This is a genomic window from Streptomyces boluensis (assembly GCF_009908195.1).
Taxonomy (GTDB): domain Bacteria; phylum Actinomycetota; class Actinomycetes; order Streptomycetales; family Streptomycetaceae; genus Streptomyces; species Streptomyces boluensis.
Genome location: NZ_JAAAHS010000241.1, coordinates 1 through 11,839, shown reverse-complemented (window position 1 = coordinate 11,839; position 11,839 = coordinate 1). Strand labels below are relative to the sequence as shown.

The window sequence follows — 11,839 nt, the reverse complement described above, 5'->3', positions numbered from 1 at the left end:
CGCCCACCTCGACCAGAAGCTGGGTCGGAAGCAGTTCTCGTGAACAAACCGGCGGTCTGACCCCCGGGTCCTGACCGAGGCCCGTACATCTCCTCAACTCGGCCTCAGATTCCGCCTCTTGAGCTGCACTGCTTAGTGCTGCTCAGACCGCGTCCTACATGGCCAGTTGGTCGTTGGTATGACTATGGGGAGTGGGCGGTGGGGATGGATCGTTCCGGATGGCCTGTGGGAGCTGGCGAGGCCGTTGCTGCCGCCGGCGAGGGTGCGTCCGCAGGGTGGTGGAGTCGCGAACATTGATGACGAGGCGGTGTTCGCCGCGATCATTTATGTGCTGGTGAGCGGCTGTGCCTGGCGTGTCCTGCCACCCTGCTTCGGGGCCTCGAAGTCGACTGTGCACCGCCGTTTCCTCATGTGGTCCCGGGCCGGCGTGTGGGGACGACTGCACCAGAAGGTGCTCCAGTTCCTGGACGGTCGGAAGCTGATCGATCTGTCGCGCGCGGTCCTTGACTCCGCCCATGTCCGCGCTAAAGGGGGGCGAACTTGCAGGTCCGAGCCCTGTGGACCGGGGTAATCCCGGTTCCAAGATGGACATCTTGTCCGACGCGAGCGGACTGCCCCTACGTGTCGGACTCTCCGCAGCCAACACCCACGACAGCCTCGGCCATCGCCCGCAAGGGCATCGACTCCAGCGAACGACTCGGCCGCCGAAGGTGGGTCATCAAGCGAACCATGTCCTGGCTGACTGGATACCGCCGCCTCAACCACCGCTACGAGCGGAAACCAGGCACCTGCACCTACCTGGCATTTCTCGGACTGGCAGCCGCTCTCTGCTGCTACAAGCGATTCCTCAAGCCGACCATGTAGCACACGGTCTGAGGAACAAGCTCAACGGCCGGTGGCGAGCATCCAGATCCCGATGGCCGTGAACAGGGTGCCGCCCGCGAGAAGAGACGCGACTTCCCCAATCCGTCTCCTGGTGAGGTCGATTCGCGCGGCCTTCGGGGCGTCGGGAAGGTAGAGCACTGGGACCCCACCGCCCACGGGAAGGCCCTTGACTCCGGATGACCTGCCCTGGAACGTGTGCCGACTACCCTGCGCATCAACGAATTCGACCACCGCGAAGTAGACAGGGCCACGCCCCTTTCCGGAGCTACTCCTGTGGTGGCGGACCACCAGGCCCCCGGCGCGGATCCCTTCTCGTTGGAGGCGGTACTGGATCATGGCCTCACGGGTGCCGAACCCGAGGAGGGTGAGACCTCCCAGTAGCGACATCCCCACCCACACCGTTGCCTCGCCCCTCCATGCTTTGCACGACTCTTCGGGCATCTCCTGTCGCAGGAGTGGACGCTACATCGACTGGATGCGGTTCCTGGTGAAAGCGGTGGGCTGTGCGGAGACGCCGACGAGGCCAGAACAGGCCAACATCCGCCTCACCACGTAGGACGCGGTCTTAGTACTCACCGGTGTTCACCGTGACGGTCGTTGGTCCTTTTGAGGAGCTTCGATGCGGCGGCCCAGGAGCGGGCCCAACTCGCCTGCAGGCGAGGCACACCACGCTTTCCAGAACAGTTCGCCTCGACTTCACCGAGCGGGGACCCCCGCGTGAGGATCACCCTCAAGGATCGCGAAAAGGTAACGGGTCTAGACCCTGAGCCGGTGGTCCGCTACACCTGAAGCAGCCCATCCGGCCGAGCAACTCACCGCCCGTACAAGGGAGTTGCACCGGCCACTCCGTGCGGAAGCCCCGGCCTCGGCTCGAACCGGCCGATCGCCGATCACCACAACACGCCCCGCTCGACCACACCTTGGAGAATCGAGTGCGCCCTCTGTCCCGCCGCTCCGTCCTGCTCGGCACCGCTGCCATAGCCGCCGCGGCCGGCCCGCTCACCGGTGCCGCCCGAGCCGCGGCCAAGACTCCGAAGGTGCTCGTCATCGGCATCGACGGAGCACTTCTGAACCGCGTCGAAGAGGCCAACTCGCCTGCCCTGAAAGGCCTGATGGCGGCCGGTGTCTCCGCGCCCAGCAGCATCTACGCCAACCCGCTCGCCCCCACCATGTCCGGCCCGGGCTGGGCCACGCTCCTCACCGGAGTATGGCCGGACAAGCACAACGCCAAGGACAACGCCTTCACGGGTCACAGGTTCGCCGAGTACCCGGACTTCCTGACCCGGATCGAGACCGCCAAGCCCGAACTCGGCACGCTCGCCATCTGCTCCTGGAACCCCATCACCGACACGATCTTCAGCCCGAAGGTGGACACCAGGATCTCCACTCCGTCCGCCGAGTACGACGAGGGCACCACCCGGCGCGCGGTCGACAAGCTCGGCACCACCGACCCCGACGCCGTCTTCGTCCACCTCGACAACGTGGACCACGCGGGGCACGACCACGGGGCGGCGAGTCGCCAGTACCTGGATGCGATCGAGGGCGCCGACGCGCAGGTCGGCCGGATCATGGAGGCCGTCAAGTCCCGTGCCACGTACGGCGAAGAGGACTGGCTGTTCCTCGTCACCACCGACCACGGCCACACCGACGCGGGCGGGCACGGAGGCTCCAGCTGGGCCGAGCGCCAGACCTTCCTGATCGCCACCGGCTCCGGCCTCGGCGCGGGCGTGGTACGGCACGACGTGAAGATGCCGGACGTGGCCGCAACCGCCCTGGCCCACCTGGGAATCCCGCTCGACCCCGCCTGGAACCTGGACGGCCGGCCCCTGCAGCAGCCCACGCCCGAAGCGTTCGACGCGCTGCGTGGCCAGTTGCAGCCCCCGGCCGACGAGACCGGCATCGGGGACGGCGTCATCGGTTTCACCCACACCCCGCCGAGCGGCTGGAGCGTGGACAACTCCGCGATGGGCTCGGGCGGTGTCACCGAGTGGCGCGGCTGGACGTTCACCACCGACGAGTTCTGGACGAAGGCCGAGGCGGGCCAGGAGCGTGAGTCCAACGTCCGCGCGCGTGGCGTCTTCGCGGTGGCCGACGGCGACGAGTGGCACGACAAGAGCGTCACCGGAACCTTCGACTCCACTCTGGTCAGTCCGGCCTACCCGGTCACGGGCGGCGCCCGCGCGACCCTCACCTACACCACGTACTACCGCCACGAGGGCAGCCAGAAGGGCGAGGTCTCTGTCTCGTACGACGACGGCGAACCGCAGCTCCTCAAGGTGTACGAAGCGAACGTCCCGTCCCGCGTGGAGCGCCTCGCTCTGCGGGTGCCGGGCACTGCCCGCACGGCCCGGTTCCGGTTCCGCTACACAGGCGGGAACAACTGGTACTGGGTCGTCGACCAGGTGTCCGTGACGGCAGGGGACGGGCGGCGGTCGGCGCGATGAGCCTGGAGGGGGCGGGACTCCGGGGACTCTGGCAGGACCCCCGGAGTCCCTCCCTCAGGTCGCATCTATGGCTGTTCCAGCACCTGGGGGTAGCCAGGGCTCCCCGTCCAGCGACAGAAGCTACCCGATTCCGGAATTGGAGAATCCGGGACTCCAGGCTCCAGAGGGGACTCTTCCTGATCGCGAGATTCGCTGTGCCCAACAGCTCGACAGCGGTTCACGCCTCCCTACCCGTCCCACTCTCCGCGCGCGGAGCATGGCTGAGCTAACCTGCCCGCATGCGCGGACAGTTCACCGGCTGGCCGGAGCAGGCCATGGACGTGTTGTGGCAGCTCCAGGGCGAACCGAGCCACGCGACTCGCGAGCGCTGTCGCGCGGACCGCGAACGCCTGGTCCGGCAGCCGATGATCGCCCTGCTCAACGAGGTCGCGGACACCGACCCCCGGTACGAGGACTTTTCCGTCTGGCACTACCGCACCGACTGCTGGTGGTGGCAGCACCAGAGCGCGGTGATCCGGCTCGGCCGCAGGATCGAGGTCGGTCTCCGGTTCTCCCTGGACGGCCTGCGCATCCAGGGCGCCTGGTGGTACCCCGATCCCGGCCAGGTGGACATGTTCCGCAAGGCTGTGGCTTCCGAGGGGAGCGGCCGCGAACTGTCCGCCATTGTCGAGGACTTGGGGAAGAAGGGTTACGACGTCTCCGGGGACGTGATGAAACGGCCCCCGCGCGGCTATCCGACGGACCACTCCCGTACGAACCTGCTGCGCCACCGCTCCCTGATCGCCGCCCGCCCCCTCGGCTGCGAGGAGTGGCTGCACACCCCTGAGGCGGTCGACCGGGTCCTCTCGGCCGCCGCCGACCTGGACGCCCTGCTGACGTGGCTGGTCCGCCACGTGAAGCCCGCCGCCTGACATCACGAGGGAGCCGCGCGGCACGGGAGGAACCACACCGTGTCGCCAGACCTGGCGGGGATGCACCGCGACCGGCACGTCGCCGTCGACGATCACGACCAAGCGGGCGAAGGACGGGCGAGAGCGCGCCCGAACGATCACGGCGTCCCGTGCCGAGAGCACGCGGGACGGGGACGGGCCTCCAGCACGTCTCACCTTGAACTGCGCCACACTGCCCGCCGATGCTGGGGTGAGCATCGTCCCTGGGGAGCGTCTCCTCGATCTTTGCGGGCCCGCGACACCGACGAAATCGGTGAAGCGGCCGGGCTGTCCGCGCCCGCTGCCAAGCGGCGGCTCGATCGTCTGGTCGCCTCGGGCGCAATCCGCGGGTTCACAGCGATCATCGACCCGCAAACACTGGGCCGGGGGACCGAGGCGTTCGTCGAGGTGTGCTGCAGCGGAAATCCCCCTCCGGCCGAGCTGCGACGGCACCTGGAAGGGATTCCGGAAGTCATCGAGGCGTACACGGTCTCCGGTGCGGCGGATGCGGTGCTGCACATGCTTGCCAGGGACATTCCGCACCTGGAGCAAGCTATTCAGAGGCTCCGTGAGGCCCCCGTCATCGACCGGACCGAGAGTGTGATTGTGCTGTCCCGACTGCTCGACCGCCCTCGTGTGTGAGCCGCTCGAGCTGTCCGAGCTCAACGTCGCCCCAGCCTGCGGCGTAATGCGTGCGACTCGAGCGGTATGGCGTCCGCGAGGTGTTCAACCTGGTCAAAGCGGTATCCGGCGAACTCCTGATTTGGTCGAGAAGCCGTCTACCGTGAGCCTCGTCGCTGCCCAGGACTCCCTGACTCGCTGACGACGACGCCAGGTTGTAAGAGGCTCCGGCAACGAAGATCGCCCTACTCGTGATGTGGGGCGTTCTGAGCCTCCGTATGCGTACGCCGCCCGGCCGCGCGTAGCGCCAGCGCCACCAACGCTGCGTCCTCGGGGCGGCGTACGTCCCGCCCTGTGAGTTCGGCGAAGCGGCCGAATCGGTGCTGGACCGTGTTGCGGTGGCAGTAGAGAGCGGTGGCCGTGTCGGCCACGATGCCGGTTCCCGCGAGGTGGACCTGAACGGTTTCCAGCAGGCGATCGGCCTCGGTCTGGGCGACGTCGGCTGTCCGGAGACCTCTGAGCACGTCGTCTGCCAGGTCGCGTGCCACGTCGTCGGCACGGTGCACCAGGACGTCGAGCCAGCTGTCCTCGAGGCGGCGCGGGTGTGTGGCCTCCGGGGGGAGTGCCCTCGCGGTGGCGGCGGCGAGGGTCACCGCGCGGGGCACAAAGGCGAGTCCGCCCCGGGTGGTCGCGACTCCGCAGGGTTGGTCGTGGAGCTTGTCCAGGACCTTCTCCTCGGTCGTGCGGCGATCCAGCTGTACGGCCAGCACCACGTCCGACGCGAGTTCCTGGAGCTGGACCGGCACATCCAGCGCTCGTAGTTCGGCCGCTGCCTTGCGCATGGCTGTGCTGTCCTGAGCGGTCGACACGACGCACAGGAACTCTGCGTTCGTGGTGAAGCCGAGGGCATGTGCTGCGTCTGCGACCACCGTCGGATTTCGGCCCTCGGTGTCGACGAGCCGCGCGAACCACATGCGCCGCTCGTCCGCCGTGCGCCGCCCCATTTCCAGGACCGTCCGCTGGTAGGAGGTCATGATGCCGGTGACATGCTTCTCGACTGCCTCCCACACCTGGTAGGCGGAGTTGACCAGTTGAGCGCTGTGCTCCGAGCCTGCCTTGCGCACCAGCGCCGCCCAGACCACACGGAAGTCGAGTCGCGCTGCCTCGAGCAGCGTGGCCAACGGGACGCCCTGCCGGGCGCGTTGCTCTCCGACGCGCTCCGATACCGAAGCGATCGGTTCGGGTATCGGCATGCGGGCCACCGTGCGCAGCAGCAGTTCGAAAGCCTGCCAGGCGGTTTCGCGGAATTCCTCCTCTGAGACGCGGCTCGCGTAGGGCGAGCGCACCGGCCGTACGTACTCGAGCCAGACCTCGACCACCGTGTCGATCTCGTCGAGGAGTTGGCGTGCCAGGTCGGCCACGTGGGGGTCGGGGGAAGGGAAGAGGCTGGGATCCGCGGAGGGGGAGAAGGGCGGGTCAGTGTGCATGTGCACAATTCTCGGCGCTGCGTCGGTGGCATTTCAACGTTGGCTGGATGACGCTCCACGTCAATGCTTTGTGTGTCTGACAGGCCGTGGCCTGATCCGATCACATGGAGGGCGGCACCGCTGTGCATATGACTCCTCGCGAACGGGAGAGGCTGGAGCTGTTCACCGTCGCGGAACTGGCCCGACGGCGGCTCGCGCGAGGCCGCAGGCTCAACGCTCCGGAAGCCATCGCGCTGATCTGCGACGAGATCCTCGAGGCTGCTTGGGACGGAATTCCCCTGGAAGGGGTCATCGAGGTCGCCCGCAAGGTGCTGACCGAGGCCGACGTGATGGAAGGCGTCCCGGCGATGATCCCCCAGGTACAGGTGGAGGCGCTGTTCCCTTCCGGGACGTCACTCGTCGCCGTCGACCGGCCCATTTCCACCAGTGCCTCGGCCGACACGGACGCCTCAACGGCACCGGGTGAGGTGCGTCTCGCGACCGAGCCGGTCGTGATCAATCCGAGCCGGCAGCGGTCCCGCTTGAGTATTCGCAACACAGGCGACCGCACTGTCTACCTCTCCTCTCATTACCCCCTCGCCGAGGCCAATGCCGCACTCGACCTCGACCGCCGCGCGGCCGCCGGGATGCGTCTCGACATTCCGGCCGGCACCGCGCTGGCCTTCGAGCCGGGCGTCGAGCGGGAGGTCGAGGTGGTCTCAGCCCGGCACCCGTCCGCTGACGCACAAGCGCAGGAGGAGCAGGCATGACCCACGTCGACCGTCGCACTTACAACGCCCTGTACGGGCCCACCACAGGGGACCGGATCCGGCTCGGCGACACCTGTCTGTGGGTGGAGGTCGAGGCCGACGATGGTCACCCGGGCGATGAACTCCTTGGCGGCTGCGGCAAGACGGTCCGGGACGGGCTGCTTGCCTCGCCGCGCTCCGACCGCGCGTCGGCCCTCGACATGGTCGTCGCGGGGGTCGTTCTCATGGACCCGGTGCTCGGGGTGCGCAAGACCGACATCGGGATCAAGGACGGGCGGATCGTCTCCGTCGGCCGTGTCGGCAACCCCGATGTCATGGACGTGGACTACGCCATCGACTCGCACACCTCGGTCGTGCCGGGAGAGGGGCTCATCGCCACTCCCGGCGTGGTCGACAGCCATGTGCACCTGTCCTCGCCCGAGGTCGCCCCGGCCGCGCTGTCCGCCGGAGTCACCACGCTCGTCGGCATGGGGCTCGGCGGCGTGTGGGAGATCGGCTGCAACCCCACCCACAACCTGCATACGCTGATGAGTGCCTGGCAGGGCACGCCCCTCAACATCGCGTTCCTGGCCCGGGGTTCGTCGAGTTCGCGGGCGCTGCTCGACGAGATCACCCTCGCCGGGGCCGGCGGCTTCAAGATTCACGAGGACTTCGGCGCGACCCCGCGCATCATCGACACCTGCCTCGACACCGCCGAGCAGGCCGATCTGCCGGTCGCCCTGCACACCGACTCCATGAACGAGTCGGGGTATTTGAGGGACACCGTCGGCGCCACGCGCGGCCGGACCGTGCACGCGTACCACGTGGAGGGCGGCGGCGGGCACCCCGACCTCCTGGAGATCCTCTCCGAGCCGAACATCCTGCCCTCGTCCACCACACCCACCATCCCGTACACCCCGAACACGGTCGGCGAACTGTTCCCGATGACGATGACCGTGCACCGGCAGAACCACCACTCCGAGAGCGATGTCGCGATCTCGAAGGGCCGCATCCGCGCGCACGCCATCGCCGCCGAGAACGCCCTGCACGACATCGGCGCCATCTCCATCGTCAACTCCGACTCGATGGGCATGGGCCGGATCGCCGAGACCGTACGCAGGACCTGGCAGCTCGCCCACGTCCAGGCGCGGGCGAACGGAGGCGGGGGAGTGGAACGCCCCGAGAACGCACGGGTGTTGCGCTACCTCGCCAAGATCACCCTCAATCCGGCGCTCGCGCACGGCCTCGCCCACGAGGTCGGCACCGTGCAGGCCGGGCGGATGGCGGACCTCGTCCTGTGGGACCCCAAGTGGTTCGGCAGCAAGCCCGAGTTGGTCATCAAGTCAGGGTTCGTGGCGTGGGGCAACACCGGCTCGGGGTCGGGGTCCACCCGGCTCACCCAGCCGCGCGTATACCGCCCGTACTTCGGGGCGCTCGGCGCGGCACCGGCCCGGCTCGCCAAGGTCTTCGTCGCCGAGGCCGCCCTCACCGAACGGGCCGCACGGGCCGCGCTGCCGACCGGCCTCACCTACGCCCCGATCCGGGGGAGTCGGGGACTCAGCCGCGCCGACATGCTGCACAACACCGCGACACCCCGCGTGGTCGTACCGCGCGAGCCCGCGCCCGTCCTGGTCGACGGCGTCGAGACCGGCACCGCGCCCGCCACCGAACTGCCGCTCGCGCAGCTGCACCACTTCGCCTGAGAGGCCCCGACATGCGACTCGATCTGCTCGTCCGCAACGCGCGCATCCGCACGCTCGACCCCGAGCGGCCCACGGCCCGCACCCTGGGCGTGCTGAACGGCATCGTTGTAGGACTCGACGGGGAGGTGGATCAGCTGTCCGCGAGGCGTGTCCTCGACGCGGGTGGCGCCACCGTGGTGCCCGGCTTCAACGACGCGCACTGCCACACCGCCTGGTTCGGCCTCAACCTCACCCAGCTCGACGTCTCCGTCTGCCGCACGGTCGACGAGGTGTACGCCGCTGTAGCCTCGGACGCCTCCGGGCGTGCCTCGGACGCGTGGGTGATCGGGGCCGGCCTCGACCAGAACAAGCTCGGCGGGCAGTATCCCCACCGCGACGCACTTGACCGCGCGGCAGGCGGTCGCCCCGTATGGCTCAAGCACACCTCAGGTCATGCCTGCGTGGTCAACACCCCGGTGCTACGCGAGGCGGGCGCCCTCGACCAGGGGTTCGCCGATCCGGACGGCGGCGTCGTCGCACGGGACCTGGACGGCCGCCCGAACGGCCTGCTCGAAGAGACTGCCCAGAGCCTCGTCCAGGAACAGGTCCTGCCGTACCCGGTGGAGACGGTCGCCGACGCCGTCGACGCGGCGACCCGGCACTATCTCACCGAAGGCGTGACCAGCTTCACCGAGGCCGGGATCGGCGGCGGCTGGATCGGGCACACCCCCGTTGAGCTCGGCGCCTATCAACTCGCCCTCGACACTGGCAGGTTGCACACCCGCGCCCAGCTCATGGCCGCCTCCGACGTGCTGCACCCGCTCACCGCACACGCCGACGACACCCTCACGCTCGGCCTCGACCTGGGCATGCGCACCGGCTTCGGCGACGACCGGCTCTCGCTCGGCCCGGTGAAGATCTTCCTCGACGGCTCACTCCTCGGGAAGACCGCGGCCGTCACCGAACCGTTCTGCGGCTGCCCGCGACACGGTTCGAGCACTGCGCGGCCCACCGGCTACTTCCAGGGCGACACCGAGGCGATGACCGACCTGGTCGTTGCCGCGCACCAGTCGGGTTGGTCGGTGGCCGCGCACGCCATCGGAGACCGGGCCGTCGACCTGGCGCTCGACGCGTTCGCCCGCGCCCACAAGACACTTCCGCGTCCCGGCGTGCACCACCGCATCGAGCACGCCGGCATCGTCCGCCCGGACCAGCTGGCCCGCTTCGCCGAACTCGGCGTCGTCCCCGTACCGCAGCACAACTTCCTGCACACCTTCGGCGACGCCATGGCCGCCGCACTCGGCCCCGAACGCACCACCTGGTCGTACCGGATGCGTTCCTTCCTGGATCTCGGACTGCCCGTCCCCGGCAGCTCCGACCGGCCCGTCGCGCCCGGCGCACCCCTCCCGGCGATTCAGTCGATGGTGACGCGGCTGACGGAGACCGGTGTCCCGTACGGGCCGGACGAGAGCATCCCCGTGCTCGCCGCGCTGCGCGCCTGGACCGAGGGGTCCGCCCGCGCCACCGGCTTCGGCGACCGCAAGGGCCGGCTCGTCCCAGGCCAACTCGCCGACCTCACTGTCCTGGACGGCGATCCCGTCCGCCATGACCCCGATCGCATCGGTGAGATCGGCGTCCTCGCCACGGTCGTGGGCGGCCACCCCGCCCACGACCCGCACGGCCTCACCCGCACCTGACCCGCACGCTCCGGTCCCCTGTCCCCTCCGGCCGGCCCCGGCCGCACCTCCCCTGGAGAACGCGTGAGCACGCCCACCAAGCCAGACCTCAAGGACATCAGAAGACTGCTGACGGCGGCCTTCAGCGGCACCGCCCTGGAGTGGTACGACTACTTCCTCTACGGCACCGCCGCCGCCCTCGTCTTCAACAAGCTGTTCTTCCCCGAACTCGACCCGACGGTCGGCACGATCGCTTCGTTCATAACCTTCGCCGTCGGCTTCGTCGCCCGGCCCATCGGCGCCGCGATCTTCGGTCACATCGGTGACCGCTACGGCCGCAAGGTCTCCTTGATCATCACCGTCGTCATGATGGGCGCCACGACGGGTTGCATCGGCCTGCTGCCGACCTACGAATCGATCGGCATCTGGGCCCCCGCGCTGCTGTCCGCACTCCGCTTCCTGCAGGGCATTTCAGTCGGTGGTGAGTGGTCCGGCGCGATGCTGCTCACCCTGGAGCACACCCCGAAGGAGAAGCACGGCAGCTACTCGTCAGTGCCCCAACTCGGCTCTCCTGTCGGCACGTTGCTCTCCTCCGGGGCCTTCGCGCTCGTCGGGATGCTGCCCGACGACGCGTTCTACGCGTGGGGCTGGCGCGTGCCGTTCCTCATCGCGTTCCCGCTGCTCGGCTTCGCCCTCTGGCTGCGCGTGCACATCGAGGAGTCCCCGGTCTTCCACAAGATGCTGGAGGACGCCGAGCAGAACGGCCCCAAGCCGGCCCCGCTCATCGAAGCCTTCCGTCGCACCTGGGGCCGCATGATCATCGGCATCGGGGCTGCATTCCTCGGCGTCGGCGGCTTCTTCCTGATGAGCACGTTCGTCATTTCCTACGGCACCGACAACCTCGGCATCGACAAGCAGACGATGCTGAACTCCACAGTCATCGGTTCGGTGGTGGAGATCGTCGTGCTCGTCCTGGCCGGGCGTCTCGCCGACCGCATCGGCGCCTGGAAGGTATGCGCCCTCGGCGCTGTGGTCACGATGGCGGTCGCCTTCCCGGCCTTCTGGCTCGTCGACACCAAGGAAACGGGTTTGGTCTACCTCGGCGTCTCGCTCGGCATCGGCGCCCTGTCCATCCCGTACGCGCCGATCGGCGCCGTCGTCTCCGGCATGTTCCCGGAGGAGTTCCGCTACAGCGCCGTCGCCATGTCGTACAACCTCTCGGGTGTCCTCGCCGGCTTCGTTCCGCTGCTTGCCACGACGCTCACCAGTGCCACCGGTGGTGCCTCGTGGGGTGCCGCGCTGCTGCTCATGGCCATCGCCGCCTGCACCGGCGCCGGGTCCTGGGCCGCAGGCAGAATCCTGCGCCGCCACGACACCACTGTCTCTC

At 68.7% G+C, this 11,839-nt stretch carries 9 protein-coding genes and 1 pseudogene; 8 read left to right on the top strand and 2 right to left on the bottom strand.

All coding sequences use genetic code 11. From position 1 onward, the window contains the following. The first annotated feature begins 184 nt into the window (after positions 1-184). Positions 185-864 (top strand): annotated as a pseudogene (locus GUY60_RS25405) (IS5 family transposase). A 21-nt stretch (positions 865-885) separates the two neighbouring features. On the opposite strand, the gene GUY60_RS25400 reads toward GUY60_RS25405, so the two are convergent. Further along, on the bottom strand, positions 886-1,326 hold the full coding sequence (locus tag GUY60_RS25400; RefSeq protein WP_161701758.1) for a DUF3592 domain-containing protein: 441 nt from the start codon (positions 1,324-1,326) through the stop codon (positions 886-888). A 491-nt stretch (positions 1,327-1,817) separates the two neighbouring features. Between GUY60_RS25400 and GUY60_RS25395 the strand changes: the two genes are divergently transcribed. From GUY60_RS25395 to GUY60_RS25385, 3 genes are all read left to right on the top strand, one after another. Further along, on the top strand, positions 1,818-3,329 hold the full coding sequence (locus GUY60_RS25395) for an alkaline phosphatase family protein (RefSeq protein ID WP_312866417.1): 1,512 nt from the start codon (positions 1,818-1,820) through the stop codon (positions 3,327-3,329). A gap of 278 nt (positions 3,330-3,607) precedes the next feature. Next, positions 3,608-4,240 (top strand): DUF2461 family protein, encoded by a 633-nt coding sequence (locus GUY60_RS25390; protein WP_246235625.1) that lies wholly within the window; start codon positions 3,608-3,610, stop codon positions 4,238-4,240. A 264-nt stretch (positions 4,241-4,504) separates the two neighbouring features. Then, complete coding sequence (locus GUY60_RS25385) at positions 4,505-4,900, top strand: Lrp/AsnC family transcriptional regulator (RefSeq protein ID WP_161701756.1); 396 nt, start codon at positions 4,505-4,507, stop codon at positions 4,898-4,900. Between the two features lie 224 nt (positions 4,901-5,124). Here the strand turns inward: GUY60_RS25385 and GUY60_RS25380 are convergent, their stop codons facing one another. Then, the gene (locus GUY60_RS25380; protein WP_161701754.1) at positions 5,125-6,366 is read right to left on the bottom strand and encodes a PucR family transcriptional regulator; all 1,242 of its coding nucleotides are present in this window, start codon (positions 6,364-6,366) and stop codon (positions 5,125-5,127) included. Positions 6,367-6,470: 104 nt separating this feature from the next. Here GUY60_RS25380 and ureA point away from each other — a divergent pair, with 104 nt between their 5' ends. The 4 genes from ureA to GUY60_RS25360 all read left to right on the top strand — a co-directional run. Next, positions 6,471-7,115: an urease subunit gamma gene (ureA, locus tag GUY60_RS25375; RefSeq protein ID WP_188132901.1), complete on the top strand. Its 645-nt coding sequence runs from the start codon at positions 6,471-6,473 to the stop codon at positions 7,113-7,115. Further along, the gene (locus tag GUY60_RS25370; protein ID WP_161701752.1) at positions 7,112-8,797 is read left to right on the top strand and encodes an urease subunit alpha; all 1,686 of its coding nucleotides are present in this window, start codon (positions 7,112-7,114) and stop codon (positions 8,795-8,797) included. The genes ureA and GUY60_RS25370 overlap by 4 nt, the downstream gene beginning before the upstream one ends. An 11-nt stretch (positions 8,798-8,808) precedes the next feature. Further along, positions 8,809-10,473: an amidohydrolase gene (locus GUY60_RS25365; RefSeq protein WP_161701749.1), complete on the top strand. Its 1,665-nt coding sequence runs from the start codon at positions 8,809-8,811 to the stop codon at positions 10,471-10,473. Positions 10,474-10,536: 63 nt separating this feature from the next. Continuing rightward, on the top strand, positions 10,537-11,839 hold a 1,303-nt coding region (locus GUY60_RS25360), incomplete at its 3' end, for an MFS transporter (RefSeq protein WP_161701747.1).

Excerpts from the sequence above, each read along its gene's own strand:
- GUY60_RS25365 (WP_161701749.1), top strand. The coding sequence starts at position 8,809 with ATGCGACTCGATCTGCTCGTCCGCAACGCGCGCATCCGCACGCTCGAC.
- ureA (WP_188132901.1), top strand. The coding sequence starts at position 6,471 with ATGGAGGGCGGCACCGCTGTGCATATGACTCCTCGCGAACGGGAGAGG.
- GUY60_RS25400 (WP_161701758.1), bottom strand. The coding sequence starts at position 1,326 with ATGCCCGAAGAGTCGTGCAAAGCATGGAGGGGCGAGGCAACGGTGTGG.
- GUY60_RS25380 (WP_161701754.1), bottom strand. The coding sequence starts at position 6,366 with ATGCACACTGACCCGCCCTTCTCCCCCTCCGCGGATCCCAGCCTCTTC.
- GUY60_RS25370 (WP_161701752.1), top strand. The coding sequence starts at position 7,112 with ATGACCCACGTCGACCGTCGCACTTACAACGCCCTGTACGGGCCCACC.
- GUY60_RS25390 (WP_246235625.1), top strand. The coding sequence starts at position 3,608 with ATGCGCGGACAGTTCACCGGCTGGCCGGAGCAGGCCATGGACGTGTTG.